Below are 12,715 nucleotides of genomic sequence, written 5' to 3'. Positions count from 1 at the left end.
TCCCCTACGTCAAGGAAAGACGAGGTCGCGCGGTGAAGAAGCTTCTCCTGGTCGCACTGGCCGCCATCGGCGGGCTCCTCGTGTACCGCCAGATCCAGGCGGATCGCGCCGAGCAGGATCTGTGGACGGAGGCGACTGACTCCGTGCCCGCAGGTTCGGGTGTGTGAGACCCAGCAGTCCCAACACGGGCCCCGGTCGCTGAGCGGCCGGGGCCCTGTGCTGTCCGGGAGACGGCTGAACGGGTCGCGCTGAGTCGTCGCGGAGCTGTCACGCATCTGCCCCCGGGACCCCGACTCCCCTTGGGCCCCCTGGATTCGCCTCAGTGAATCCATTGGTTGCGGAAGTGAAAAGTCCGGGGTGGGGCGTACGCGGTGCGACCGGTGGCTCACGCAGACAGCACCGGGGCCGGCGGGGCAGGATGGTCGGGCACTGCGGACGACGAGGGGTGGCGCGTGATGAGGCGGCGCAGCATGGGCAGGGTGGCGCTCGGCGCGGTGGCGGCGCTGTGTGCGGTGGTGGCGCTGCCGGCGCAGGCCCGGGCGGCGGGTGAGCCCGGCCCGTACGCCTACGAACCGACGGCGAAGCCGGTCGAGGGAGCGGTGATCAGTACCGACGCCGAGCGGCTGGAGTCGGGCGGGACGTACCGGGACTCGATCGAGCCGGGTGACAAGCTCTTCTACCGGCTGGAACTCGACGCGAAGTCCAACGCCTATGTGTCGGCGACGGCCGTGCCGGTGCCGGGCACGAAGGTCGCGTACGCCGACGAGCTCAAGGTGACGCTGCAGGACCGCGACGGCAACTCGTGCAACTACAACACCGCGCGGTTCGGCTCCGCGGAGTTCGCGCGGCCGATCGGGACGTACGCCCACCGGACCGTCGAGGAGGACGCCTCCTGCCAGGCGGCCGACACGTACTTCGTCCTCGTCGAGCGGACCGGCGCGGACACCTCGTCGAGCGAGCCGTGGGAGCTGGAGATCCGTCACCTGACGGAGCCCCGGGTGAAGGCGGGCGGGGCGACGGCGGCGCCCGAGAACTGGCCCAGCAGCTCACCCGCGCCGCCCGGTGGCGGGCCCCGGGAGCGCAGGGGCGGGACGAGTTTCTTCAGCGCGCCCGGGCTCGGGCAGGGCGAGTGGCAGGACAGGATCAAGCCCGGCGAGACGCTGTTCTACAAGGTGCCGGTCGACTGGGGACAGCAGCTCTTCGCCAGTGCGGACCTCGGCAGCGCGGCCGGCGAGGGGTATGTGTCCAACGCGCTCACCATGGCGCTGTACAACCCGGCGCGGGGACTCGTCGACAGTGCGACCGACGTGTCGTACGACGGCAGGCAGAAGTCGTCCGTACTGGATCCGCTGCCGCCCGTGGCGTACGAGAACCGCTTCGACTCGTCGGATTCCGTCAACGGGATGCGGTTCCCGGGCTGGTACTACCTGAGGGTCAGTCTGAGCCCGCAGGTCGAGAAGGAGTTCGGGCCGCGAGCCCTCGGGCTCTCCCTGCGGCTGAACATCGAGGACGGCAAGGGGAAGGGCGCCCCCGCCTATGTGGGGCCTGCCGGTGAATTCCAGGTCACAGACGAGGACCTGAGCGCGGCGGAGAGCGGGCAGAGCACCTCCGCGGCGGCGAGGAGCGCCACGATGCGGCTCGTCGGGGCGTCCGGGATCGGGGCGGGCACCGTGCTGGTGCTCGGGCTCGGGGTGTGGACACTCGTCGCCAGGCGGCGCGCGGCGGCAGGGCCGCGGCCTGCGGGGCCCGGTGGGGGCCTCGGCGCGGGGCCGGGCGGCGGGCCGGGTGCCGACCCGGCCCACGACAGCGAGGCGCCTGCGCGGTACGGGCCGCCCGCCGCCCGACAGGCGACCCGGCCCTGAGCCGGTCAGCTCTGTGTCAGGGCCCAGATGCCCACCGCGAAACAGACCAGCGCCAGCAGCAGCACCGGGACCGTCACCTGCGGGGGCGGTCCCGGCCGCCTGCGCGGGGCCTGGCCGGGGGTGCGGACGTCTTGCGGGGCCGGCGAGGCACGGGGAACCGGAGGGGGAACCTCCGGGCCGTGAGCGGTGTATGGACGAGTAAGGGCTTGTCCGTACCGCGCCGCGCCCATGGGGGCCTGGGAGGGGTCCTGCGCCGCGCCGGGGAGGGAGGAGGCCGCATGCGCGGACGCGAGGGCGGACGGGGGCGCCGCCGCGGGTGCCGGCAGGGGGGCCGGCGCGGGGGGAGCCGACGGCTGCGCCGCCGGGGACGGCAGTGCGGGCTGCCGCTGCGGCGGAGGCGCGAGGTGGAAGCTGCCCGTCTCCGACAGGGAGGACGGCTGCCGCTGTACGGGCTGCGCCTGCTGGTGGTCTTGCCGGCGGTCCTGGCGGCGGCCGTCCTGTACGGAATCCTGGGGGCCGGGAGCGGGCGCCGAAGGCCCTTGCGGGCCGAAGCCGGGCGGGAGCGGTCCGATCTGGTCGAAGACCTCCACCGGCTCCTGATCGGGGGCCGGTTCGGGGAGCATCTCGACGGCGGCGGCCAGCGCCTTGCGCGCACCCGTCGCCGTACGGAACCTGGCCTGCGGGTCGGGCTGCAGCATCCCGGCGACGACCTGCCACAGCGACTCCGGGACGCCCTGCGGGGCGCCCGGTGTGCCGTGCGTGGCGAAGTGCTCCACCAGGGCCCGGGAGTCGGGTTTCCGGCCCTGCACCAGGTAGAGGGCGACCAGGCCGACCGCGAACAGGTCGGCCGGGAAGTCCGGCTCCGCGCCCGTCATCTGCTCGGGCGCGAAGTAGCCGGGCGTTCCCACCACATAGTCGGTCTCGGTGAGGCGGGGCTCGCCCTTGCGCATCGAGATGCCGAAGTCGGACAGCCGCAGGTGCGGCCGCCCGGTGCCGGTGGCCTCCAGCAGGATGTTGGCCGGCTTGATGTCACGGTGCACGACGCCTTCCGCGTGCACCGCGGCGAGACCGGAGAGGAGCTGATCGAGAAGGGTGCAGACGAAGTGGGGCGGCAGCGGGCCGTAGTCCCCGATCACATGGGCCAGCGAGCCGCCGCTCACCAGATCCATGGTGAACAGCACCTTGTCGTCGTCCGCGGCCCAGCTGGCCGGGGCGAGGACATGGGGGTGGTCGATCCGCAGTGCCTGCTCGCGCACGAAGCGCAACAGGGCGTGCGCGTCGCTCTGCTGAAGTACCTTGGCCGCCACGTACCGGCGGCGCCTGTGGTCCCACGACCGCCAGACGGCTCCTGCCCCACCGCGTCCGATCGGGTCGATCAGCTCGTACCGACCGGCGAAGACCTCACCCATTGTGTCGCGCCCGCTCCCCGTTCCGCTCGGATCAGCTCTGGTGCGCCTCGTAGTGGGCGACCGCGTCAGCGGTGCGTCCGGCGCCGTACACCCGGAGGAACTCTGCCAGCTCCGGGTGGGTCGGCGCGAGGGTGTCCGCCGCATCTATGATGTCGCCGGCCGCTGCCACCGAGCGCAGCAGCGACTGGATCTCGCGTACCACGCGGCGCACGGTCGGCGCTCCGGAACTCGCTGTGGTCTGGCTGGTGTTGTTGAGCACGGAGCCGCCCTGGGACTTCTTGATCTCTTCCATCCGGCCGGTGGCCTCGGCGGCGCTGACGCTGCCGTCGGCGACCTGGCCGGCCAGGTCCTGCAGAGCCTGGACACGCTGCACCACGGCCGGATTTCCGATCTTGGCGCGCTGGCCGCTCATCAGCTGGGACAGCATGGGCGCGGACAGCCCGAGCACCGCGGCGAGCCTGGCCTGATTCAGGCCCAGGTCGTCGATCAGCCGACGGAAGAGCGCCCCCAACGGCTCCCCGTACCAACTGCGTTGAAGCTCTCTGGCTCTGGCCGTCGCCTCTTGCTGCGCTGTATCCATTGCGTCTCCCCTTCGCTGCTGCGAACCTCGCCGAGCATCTTACGGAGCGTGGTCGCGGACGGGGAGTCCCATATTTTTTTGCAGGATCCGGGGGGAGACCCGGTACTCTGTTCTGCGGCGGTGGCCACGGTGCGGTTCGACCGGTCACGTCCACCCGTCCCGGGGCCTTAGCTCAGTTGGTAGAGCGCTGCCTTTGCAAGGCAGATGTCAGGAGTTCGAATCTCCTAGGCTCCACACCGCAGATGCCCCTCTGGCCTGTTTCCGCAGGTCAGAGGGGCATTTTTGTTACGTGAACCATCTTCGGCCGGAGCCGGTCGCAGCGCACGGGTGCCGGGCGCTCCGAAGACCGCCCGGCACCCGTGCGCTGCGTGTGTACGTCCGGCCCGTGGGGCCGGACGTCAGTTGTCCTTCTTGTCGCGCTCCGCCGTCCCGGCTTCGGCCTCGGCCTGCTTGGCCTCGACCTCCGGGTCCAGCGCCGCCTCGCCACTGCCGTCGACCGACGTCAGCGGCGCGCGGTCCGAGACCTCGGTGGCGGCAGGGGGCTCGACCAGCCAGTCCGGGTTGGCCTGCTTGTCCCACCACTTCCAGGCCGCGAAAGCGCCGCCCGCCACCATGCCGAGGACCGCGAGGCCCTTGACCATCCGGCCGGCCCGGGCCCGCCGCTCATGCTTCTTGACGAGCTTGCGGAGTTCCTTCTGCGTGATCTGTCCGCGCAGTGCGGCCACGGCGGCCGCACTGCGCGCGGCCGCCTGCTCGCGGACGGGCTGCGCCGCCGCCATCGCGTGCTCCACGCGCGGCACGGTGTAGTCGGCGGCCTGCCGGGCCGCCTGGCGGGTGCGTACGGCGGCCCGGTGCGCGGCCACGTCGACCTTCGGCGGGACGTGGGCACGGGCCTGTTCCACGCGCGGCGCCACATGCACGCCGTACTGGGTCCGGGCCTGGCGGGCCGCCTGGGACACCTTGGGCGCCAGCCGTACGCGGGCGTCGTGTGCGTATTGCGTGGCCTGTTCCTTGGCCGTACCGGCGTAGGGCGCCACCACTTCCGCGGCGTGCAGCACGCTTTCCTTCGCCGATTCGGATGCGGCGCGCACGCTGTCGATGCGGGTCACTGGATCCTCCTCCTTGGTGGCGTTTCGCTATATCGCCTATCCACACATGCCGAAATCATGCCTCTGGAGGGTCATCACGGCACGTACGGGCGGGCATCCGGGTCATGGGTGACGACTCGGGGCGATCCCAGGGCAATGCTGTGCAAGGGGAACCTTCGCACGACAATGCCACGCTTCGGCGTCCTGCGTGCCGGTTCGGCGGTTACTCGTCGCAAACCGGTCCGTGGGAGGATCGGGAGCCGTCAGTGAAGACTTATGGAAGGCAGAACGTGGCCGAGCAGCTCTACGCCACCCTGAAGACCAACCGGGGCGACATTCAGATCCGGCTTCTGCCGAACCACGCGCCGAAGACGGTCAAGAACTTCGTCGGACTCGCCCGGGGCGAGCGGGAGTGGACCAACCCGGAGACCGGCCGCAAGACCACGGACCGGCTGTACGACGGCACCGTCTTCCACCGAGTGATCAGTGACTTCATGATCCAGGGCGGCGACCCGCTGGGCAACGGCACGGGCGGTCCCGGTTACGAGTTCGCGGACGAGTTCCACCCCGATCTCGCCTTCGACCGGCCCTACCTGCTGGCGATGGCCAACGCGGGGCCGGGCACCAACGGCTCGCAGTTCTTCATCACCGTGTCGCCGACGATGTGGCTGACGCGCAAGCACACCATCTTCGGCGAGGTCACCGACCCCGCGAGCCGGAAGGTCGTGGACGACATCGCGACCACGGAGACCAACGCGCGCACCCACCGCCCGGTCAGGGATGTCGTCATCGAGTCGGTCGTCGTCGAGACCCGCTGAGGCCGCCAGAGGCCGCTGTGGCCGCAGAGGCTGCTGTGGCCACAGAGACCTCAGAGGCTGCTGTGGCCACAGAGACCTCAGAGACGGCTGAGACCCGGTGGCCGGGAACCAAACCGCCCCGCCCGTCCGTACTGGATAGGCGGGGTGGCGCGCTGGGCGGAGCCGCACTGCCAAGAGCCACGCCTAGGGAACTGGGGACGGACCGATGGACCACTGCTACCGGCACCCGGACCGTGAGACGGGCATCCGCTGCACGCGCTGCGAGCGACCGGTCTGCCCGGAGTGCATGATCAGCGCGTCGGTCGGTTTCCAGTGCCCCGACTGTGTCCGCGAAGGATCGGGTACGGGCCACGCCCCGGACGCGAGCCGGCCGCGCACGCTGGCGGGGGGCACCGTCGCCGCCGATCCGCGGCTGGTCACCAAGGTCCTGCTGGCCATCAACGTGGTGCTGTTCGTCGCCGTGAGTTTGCGCGAGGGGCTCGCCGCCGACCTCGCGCTGCTCGGTGCGTGGCCGCCCGAGACGTACATCCCCTTCGAAGGCGTTGCGAGCGGTGAGTACTACCGGCTCCTCACGTCGATGTTCGCGCACCAAGAGGTCTGGCACATCGGGTTCAACATGTTGGGCCTGTGGTGGCTCGGCGGCCCGCTGGAGGCGGCGCTCGGCCGCGTCCGCTACCTGGCGCTCTACCTGATCTCCGGTCTGGCGGGCAGTGCGCTCACGTACCTGATCGCCGACCCCTGGGAAGGCTCCCTCGGCGCCTCAGGCGCCATCTTCGGACTGCTCGGCGCGACCGCCGTCCTCATGCGCCGCATGAACTACGACATGAAGCCGGTTCTCGTGCTCCTCGCGCTGAACCTGTTCTTCACCTTCACCTGGCCGGACATCGCCTGGCAGGCGCACCTCGGCGGCCTCGTCGCCGGCACCCTCATCGCGATCGCCCTGGTGCACGCTCCGCGCGAGCGCCGGGCGCTGGTGCAGTACGGCGCCTGCGGGCTGGTCCTGCTCGTGACCGTCGGCCTGGTGGTGGCGAGAACGGCGATGCTCACCTGAGCGTCAGTGGTGTCGGTTGTCCACAGTGGGTGATGAAGCTTGTGCACTCGTGCGGAAGATCTTGGGAACAACTGTGCCCCTCGTCGCTGAACTGGGTTTTTCCAGGCAGGACAAGGGGCGACAGGAGGTAGGCGGCATGCCGTCGGAAGGCTCGGGCGGTCACGCCGTCATCAGCGACTCCGTGAGTTATCCACAGATCGTCTGACCTTTCCCCACCGTGTGGACAACGCTGTGGATAACCTCTGGTCAAGGCTTGCGCGGTCCTACTTCCACTGGGTCGAGACCCCGAAGCCGGCGGCGATGAAGCCGAACCCGACCACGATGTTCCAGTTCTCGAGGCTCTCGACCGGCAGGCCGCCCTCGGTCACGTAGAAGACCACGATCCAGGCGAGTCCGATGAGGAAGAGCGCCAACATCACCGGAGCCACCCAGCTGCGGTTCGTCAGCTTGATGCTCGTCGCCTGCTTCGCGGCGGGCGGGGGCGGCGTGAAGTCGGACTTCTTGCGGATACGTGACTTCGGCACGAGGGACTCTCCTGTCGATGCGCTGCGTTACCGCGCAGGGGACTGTGGCTGGCGCTTGGGGCGGGAGCGACGGGCAACGCTGCCTCCCCCGGGCGTCCGTTAGCGTAGTGCTTCCGAGGCGTCGAAGGAGATAAGGGTACGTTGAGCAATTCTGCCGACTCCTCCACCGAGCCCGCCCGGCGTCCCGCCCTGCGGCCGGTCAGGCTGCTGACGGCCGGCGTCTTCGCGCTCGCCGGGCTCATTTTCGTCACCAGCTTCAATACTGCCAAAGGCACCAATATCCGTACGGATGCCTCGTTGTTGAAGCTCTCCGACCTCATTGACCAGCGCAGCCACAAGAACAAGGAACTGGACGAGTCGACAGCGTCCGTACGCGCCCAGGTCGACGCCCTCGCGCAGCGCGGCGACAGCAGTACGCGGGCCGAGGACGCGAAGCTCGACGCGCTGGAGCGGTCCGCGGGCACCAAGAAGCTCACCGGCGCCGGCCTCACCGTCACCCTCGACGACGCCCCGCCGAACGCCACGGCCAACCCCGGCTACCCCGAGCCCCAGCCCAACGACCTGGTCATCCACCAGCAGGACCTCCAGGCGGTCGTCAACGCCCTCTGGCAGGGAGGCGCCAAGGGCATCAGGGTCATGGACCAGCGGCTGATCTCCACCAGCGCGGTGCGCTGCGTCGGCAACACCCTGATCCTCCAGGGGCGCGTCTACTCGCCGCCGTACAAGGTCACGGCGATCGGCGACCGGGACAAGCTCCAGCGCGCGCTCACGGCCTCCACGGCGCTCCAGAACTACCAGCTCTACGTGAAGGCGTACGGCCTCGGCTGGAAGGTCGACGAGCACGAGGCCGCGACTCTCCCCGGTTACTCGGGCACGGTGGATCTCCACTACGCCAAGCCGGTCGGATAGCCGCCGAGTGGCCGGCGAGTAGCCGCGCGCATTGCGCAGCTGACCCACACGTCCCCGCCGTCGCCCTTTACTCTGGGTTTCGACCGAACGGAAGGGACAGCATGTACGGCTGGATCTGGCGGCATCTGCCGGGCAACGCATGGGTACGGGCCACGATCTCGCTCGTACTGAGCCTGGCGGTCGTCTACGCACTGTTCCAGTACGTCTTCCCGTGGGCGGAGCCACTGCTCCCGTTCAACGACGTGACGGTCGACGGAGGGACGGGCCGGTGAGCGCGCGGATTCTGGTCGTCGACAACTACGACAGCTTCGTCTTCAACCTGGTCCAGTACCTGTACCAGCTCGGGGCCGAGTGCGAGGTGCTGCGCAACGACGAGGTCGAGCTGAGCCACGCCCAGGACGGCTTCGACGGCGTGCTGCTCTCGCCGGGCCCGGGAGCCCCCGAACAGGCGGGCGTGTGCGTCGACATGGTGCGTCACTGCGCCGCGACGGGCGTGCCAGTCTTCGGTGTCTGCCTGGGCATGCAGTCGATGGCGGTGGCGTACGGCGGTGTGGTGGGCCGGGCCCCCGAGCTGCTGCACGGCAAGACGTCCTTGGTGACGCACGAGGGCTCCGGCGTCTTCGCCGGCCTGCCCTCGCCCTTCACGGCGACGCGCTACCACTCGCTGTCCGCCGAGCCGACGGCGCTGCCCGCCGAGCTGGAGGTCACCGCGCGGACGGCCGACGGGATCATCATGGGGCTGCGCCACCGGGACCTGCCGGTCGAGGGCGTGCAGTTCCATCCCGAGTCGGTGCTGACCGAGCACGGGCACCTGATGCTGGCCAACTGGCTCGCCCGGTGCGGCGATCCGGGAGCGGTGGAGCGGTCGGCCGGGCTCGCGCCGGTGGTGGGCAAGGCCGCCGCGTGACAACGCTCCGCCCCGGACACGACGCCGAGCAGGGAGCCTCGTACGAGCAAGGTGCGTACGAGGCGGCAGGCGCGTTCGAGGCGGCGGTGGAGCAGCTCGCGGATCCGCTGAACGATCCGCTGCCGGGGCAGCCGAAGCCGCAGGCCCCGGGACCGGGTCCGGGTCCGGCCCAGATCCCGGGTCCGGCCCCGGGACCGACCTCGCCGTGGTTCCGGTCGGCGATGGTGGAGCAGCCCCAGCCCCAGCCCCAGGCCCAGGCTCCGCATCCGCAGTACGAGCAGGCGCAGTACCCCCAGCAGCAGTACGAGCCGTACCAGCAGCCCGTGCAACAGCCTCAGCAGGCCCTCCAGCAGCCTCAGGAGTGGTACGCCCGAGCGGAGCACCCACAGGGCTGGTACGGCGGTCAGCGGCCCGTACCGGCCCCCGAGCCCGCGCCGGTCCCCACCGCCGTCGCCGCGCCCGTGTACGACGACGAGACCGTGGCCCTGCGGACGGACGACACCCGGCGAATAGCCGGGGACGGGACCGGGGCCGAACCGGACCCCGTCGCACGGCCCGCCCCGCCGGCCGCGGCCACCGGTGGCCGCGCGGAGCGCCGCAGGGCCGCCAAGGGGCAGGGAAGCCGCGGCCGGGCCCCGGCGGGGGGCGCCCCGGCGAAGGACACTCCGGCGGGAAGCGGCGGGGCGCCGCGCTCCCGCGTCGAGGCCAGGCGCGCCGCCCGCGCCGCCAAGGACAGCCCCGGCGTCGTCGCCAGCCGTTTCTTCGGCGAGGTCTTCATCTCGCTCGGCGTGCTGATGCTGCTGTTCGTCACGTACCAACTGTGGTGGACGAACGTCCGGGCCGATCTGTTCGCCGGCAACGAGACGGACAAGATCCAGGACGGCTGGGCGAAGGGCCGCAAGCCCGCCGGGGCGTTCGAGCCGGGCCAGGGCTTCGCCATCATGCACATCCCCAAGCTGGACGTCGTCGTACCGATCGCCGAGGGCATCGACAAGGAGAAGGTCCTCGACAACGGCATGGTCGGCCACTACGCGGAGGGCAAGCTCAAGACGGCGATGCCGTCGGACGAGCAGGGAAACTTCGCGGTCGCGGGGCACCGCAACACCCACGGCGAGCCGTTCCGGTACATCAACCGGCTGAAGCCGGGCGATCCGATCGTCGTCGAGACGCAGGACACGTACTACACGTACGAGATGGCGAGCATCCTGCCGCAGACCCCGCCCTCGAACGTGGGCGTGATCGGGCCGGTGCCGCCGGGGTCGGGCTTCACCGAGCCCGGCCGGTACATCACCCTGACGACCTGCACACCGGAATTCACGAGTACGTACCGAATGATCGTGTGGGGCAAGATGGTCGACGAACGGCCGCGCGGTGAGGGGCAGCCCGACGCACTCGTCGGCTGAGACGGGGCCGGCCGGACGTAAGAGTACTGAGGGACGGGGACGAGTGCGGTGGCAGCCAGGACCGAGCAGGACGAGCAGACCGGCACGCCCGTGCCCGCGCAGGCACCCGCGCCGGCGCGGCGCGGGCGCGGACGCGTCGCGGGAGCGGTCAGTGTCTTCGGTGAGCTGCTGATCACGGCGGGCCTGGTCCTCGGCCTCTTCGTCGTCTACTCGCTGTGGTGGACGAACGTGCTCGCCGACCGCGACGCGGACAAGCAGGGCAGCCAGGTGCGCGACCACTGGGCGAGCGGCCCCGGCGCCCTCGACACCAAGGACGGCATCGGCTTCCTGCACGTACCCGCGATGAAGAACGGCGAGGTGCTGGTCAAGAAGGGCACCGACTCCAAGAGCCTCAACCGCGGCGTGGCCGGCTACTACACGGACCCGATCGAGTCGGCGCTGCCGTCGGACCGGCAGGGCAACTTCTCGCTGGCGGCGCACCGTGACGGACACGGCGCGAAGTTCCACAACATCGACAGGCTCAAGGACGGCGACACGATCGTCTTCGAGACGAAGGACACCTGGTACGTCTACAAGGTGTACGCGAAGCTGCCCGAGACCTCGAAGTACAACGTGGACGTACTGAAGCCGGTCCCGAAGGAGTCGGGCAGGAAGAAGCCGGGCCGCTACATCACGCTGACGACGTGCACGCCGGTCTACACGTCGGAGCACCGGTACATCGTGTGGGGCGAGCTGGAGCGTACGGAGAAGGTCGACGCGAGGCGGACGCCGCCGGCCGAACTGCGCTGACCGGCTTCCCGGCGGATCGGCACTTCGTCACTCCCGGAGCGTCGGCGCAGCACTTGCAGCACCGCGCCGGCGCTCCATGCCTCCAGCAGTCCGCGGTGCACGGCTGTGACGCCGTACTCCACCGCGAGGGCGTGGGCTTCACGCGAGAACGGGCAGGTGGCTACGTAGAGGGCGACCTCGGCCCGGTGCTGGACCTTGGCGGCTCCGAGGAACTTCTGCATCTCACCGCTCCACACGGAGCGGTAGGGCGCGAAGTTCTTGCACTGCACGACGACACTGCGCCCGTCGGAGGTGTACGCGGTGATGTCGGCGCCCCGGTCGCCGTGCCCGCCGTGGACGACGACATCGGTGCATCCGTCCCGGCGGAGCAGCCCCGCCACGTGCTGCTCGAACTCGCGCCAGTTCATGGCGTCCATGGCGGCCATGACCCCGGCCGGCGGCTGCCGTTCCTGCGCCCGTTCCAGGCGCAGGAGCCGTACGTCGTGCTGGACGAGTTTCCGTTCGACCCGCTGCACGTCCTCCCGGAGGGAGATGAGCTCCTTCCGCTGCTCGCCCGAGGTCTCGATGAGGGCGTTGAACATCGGGACGACCGAGGTGCCGAGGATGTGGGTGATACGTCGGTCGATGCGGTCGTCGAGGGGCTCAGGGGCTGTGGGGACGGAGTTGTCCACAGGGTGGGTACGGGCGATGTGCTCGGCGTCGAGGAGGTACGTACGCACCTGACGTGCGACTTCGCTGTCGCGGAGCAGCATGGCGATGTTGAGGACGGTGCGCCGGGGGTAAAGGGCGAGGGCTCGTGACCGTGACTGGATCCCACTGACCTCCTTGAAGGAGGTCAGTTTTGTACCTGACAAAACTCGGTAACCGTTGGCCTCCAGTTCCTCCCTGTTGTCCAATACCAGGGATTCGATGGCCTTGATACCAACTTGGAAGTAACTGGCCACCATCGCTGTGGTGACGTGCATGCCGTCCGGCAGCAGGGAGAGTGCTTTGACTTTGTCGAGCACTTCCGTCCGGGAGGCCACGCTGGCGCGCAGTGACTTCGACTCCAGCAGGGCGGTCTCGTTGAACACGTTCTTGCTCCTCTGCCCGACGCGTTCTGACTGAGGTCCCCGGAGGGCCTCGGTGGTGAGCTGTCCAACGAATCTGTACATATGAAGACACGATCGGGTTTCGCAGCTATGTGCGTTGCTGTTCGCCCTCCGGGCACGCAAGAAGGGCCGTGGACCTTTCTCGAGGTCCACGGCCCTTCTTGCGTGCTGTGCCCGGGGCTAGGCAGTGTCTGATGGCTCTTGTCCGGGGCGGTGGATCTGTTGCCGTTCCGGGCAGGAGTCCGTCATGGTGCGTCGGCATGAACTGACGAATGCTCAATGGG

Annotated in this window: 14 protein-coding genes and 1 tRNA gene; 10 read left to right on the top strand and 5 right to left on the bottom strand. The window is 69.9% G+C overall.

All coding sequences use genetic code 11. The features are described from left to right. Positions 1-32: 32 nt before the first annotated feature. Positions 33-167 (top strand): DLW-39 family protein, encoded by a 135-nt coding sequence (locus tag ABD374_RS16605; RefSeq protein WP_003958712.1) that lies wholly within the window; start codon positions 33-35, stop codon positions 165-167. Positions 168-455: 288 nt separating this feature from the next. Next, entirely contained in the window at positions 456-1,862 is a 1,407-nt protein-coding gene (locus tag ABD374_RS16600; protein WP_344495912.1) for a hypothetical protein, read from the top strand. Positions 1,863-1,867: 5 nt separating this feature from the next. Here the strand turns inward: ABD374_RS16600 and ABD374_RS16595 are convergent, their stop codons facing one another. Together ABD374_RS16595 and ABD374_RS16590 are read right to left on the bottom strand one after the other, a co-directional pair. Continuing rightward, positions 1,868-3,271, bottom strand: coding sequence for a serine/threonine-protein kinase (locus ABD374_RS16595; RefSeq protein WP_344495910.1), 1,404 nt, complete (start codon positions 3,269-3,271; stop codon positions 1,868-1,870). 31 nt (positions 3,272-3,302) lie between these two features. Next, positions 3,303-3,851, bottom strand: a complete 549-nt coding sequence (locus ABD374_RS16590; protein WP_093800034.1) for a helix-turn-helix domain-containing protein — start codon at positions 3,849-3,851, stop codon at positions 3,303-3,305. A 161-nt stretch (positions 3,852-4,012) separates the two neighbouring features. Between ABD374_RS16590 and ABD374_RS16585 the strand changes: the two genes are divergently transcribed. Further along, a tRNA-Ala gene (locus tag ABD374_RS16585) sits at positions 4,013-4,085 on the top strand. Between the two features lie 164 nt (positions 4,086-4,249). On the opposite strand, the gene ABD374_RS16580 is transcribed toward ABD374_RS16585, so the two are convergent. Further along, positions 4,250-4,960 carry a DUF5324 family protein gene (locus ABD374_RS16580; protein WP_344495907.1) on the bottom strand — a complete coding sequence of 237 codons (711 nt, stop codon included), beginning with the start codon at positions 4,958-4,960 and terminating at the stop codon, positions 4,250-4,252. Between the two features lie 269 nt (positions 4,961-5,229). Here ABD374_RS16580 and ABD374_RS16575 point away from each other — a divergent pair, with 269 nt between their 5' ends. Then, entirely contained in the window at positions 5,230-5,757 is a 528-nt protein-coding gene (locus ABD374_RS16575) for a peptidylprolyl isomerase (protein ID WP_344496132.1), read from the top strand. Between the two features lie 205 nt (positions 5,758-5,962). After that, positions 5,963-6,808, top strand: coding sequence for a rhomboid family intramembrane serine protease (locus tag ABD374_RS16570; protein WP_344495905.1), 846 nt, complete (start codon positions 5,963-5,965; stop codon positions 6,806-6,808). Positions 6,809-7,071: 263 nt separating this feature from the next. Here the strand turns inward: ABD374_RS16570 and crgA are convergent, their stop codons facing one another. Beyond that, the gene (crgA, locus tag ABD374_RS16565) at positions 7,072-7,332 is read right to left on the bottom strand and encodes a cell division protein CrgA (protein ID WP_344495903.1); all 261 of its coding nucleotides are present in this window, start codon (positions 7,330-7,332) and stop codon (positions 7,072-7,074) included. Positions 7,333-7,473: 141 nt separating this feature from the next. Between crgA and ABD374_RS16560 the strand changes: the two genes are divergently transcribed. From ABD374_RS16560 to ABD374_RS16540, 5 genes are all read left to right on the top strand, one after another. After that, the gene (locus ABD374_RS16560; protein WP_344495901.1) at positions 7,474-8,241 is read left to right on the top strand and encodes a DUF881 domain-containing protein; all 768 of its coding nucleotides are present in this window, start codon (positions 7,474-7,476) and stop codon (positions 8,239-8,241) included. A 101-nt stretch (positions 8,242-8,342) separates the two neighbouring features. After that, entirely contained in the window at positions 8,343-8,513 is a 171-nt protein-coding gene (locus tag ABD374_RS16555) for a hypothetical protein (protein ID WP_344495899.1), read from the top strand. Continuing rightward, positions 8,510-9,148 carry an aminodeoxychorismate/anthranilate synthase component II gene (locus tag ABD374_RS16550; RefSeq protein ID WP_344495897.1) on the top strand — a complete coding sequence of 213 codons (639 nt, stop codon included), beginning with the start codon at positions 8,510-8,512 and terminating at the stop codon, positions 9,146-9,148. The genes ABD374_RS16555 and ABD374_RS16550 overlap by 4 nt, the downstream gene beginning before the upstream one ends. Next, positions 9,145-10,551 carry a class E sortase gene (locus tag ABD374_RS16545; RefSeq protein ID WP_344495895.1) on the top strand — a complete coding sequence of 469 codons (1,407 nt, stop codon included), beginning with the start codon at positions 9,145-9,147 and terminating at the stop codon, positions 10,549-10,551. The genes ABD374_RS16550 and ABD374_RS16545 overlap by 4 nt, the downstream gene beginning before the upstream one ends. A 48-nt stretch (positions 10,552-10,599) precedes the next feature. Continuing rightward, on the top strand, positions 10,600-11,340 hold the full coding sequence (locus ABD374_RS16540) for a class E sortase (RefSeq protein WP_344495894.1): 741 nt from the start codon (positions 10,600-10,602) through the stop codon (positions 11,338-11,340). Here the strand turns inward: ABD374_RS16540 and ABD374_RS16535 are convergent. Beyond that, complete coding sequence (locus ABD374_RS16535) at positions 11,247-12,413, bottom strand: restriction endonuclease (RefSeq protein ID WP_344495893.1); 1,167 nt, start codon at positions 12,411-12,413, stop codon at positions 11,247-11,249. The two genes, ABD374_RS16540 and ABD374_RS16535, sit on opposite strands and share 94 nt — an antisense overlap. Positions 12,414-12,715: the final 302 nt, after the last annotated feature.

Origin of the sequence: Streptomyces enissocaesilis, assembly GCF_039533765.1 — a bacterium.
GTDB classification, from domain to species: domain Bacteria; phylum Actinomycetota; class Actinomycetes; order Streptomycetales; family Streptomycetaceae; genus Streptomyces; species Streptomyces enissocaesilis.
The sequence above is the reverse complement of the archived record's forward strand: the minus strand, read 5'-3'. Positions and strand labels throughout refer to the sequence as shown.

What these genes read in the sequence shown, in the direction of transcription:
- ABD374_RS16570 (WP_344495905.1), top strand. Translation starts at nt 5,963, where the DNA reads ATGGACCACTGCTACCGGCACCCGGACCGTGAGACGGGCATCCGCTGC.
- ABD374_RS16600 (WP_344495912.1), top strand. Translation starts at nt 456, where the DNA reads ATGAGGCGGCGCAGCATGGGCAGGGTGGCGCTCGGCGCGGTGGCGGCG.
- ABD374_RS16555 (WP_344495899.1), top strand. Translation starts at nt 8,343, where the DNA reads ATGTACGGCTGGATCTGGCGGCATCTGCCGGGCAACGCATGGGTACGG.
- ABD374_RS16590 (WP_093800034.1), bottom strand. Translation starts at nt 3,851, where the DNA reads ATGGATACAGCGCAGCAAGAGGCGACGGCCAGAGCCAGAGAGCTTCAA.
- ABD374_RS16595 (WP_344495910.1), bottom strand. Translation starts at nt 3,271, where the DNA reads ATGGGTGAGGTCTTCGCCGGTCGGTACGAGCTGATCGACCCGATCGGA.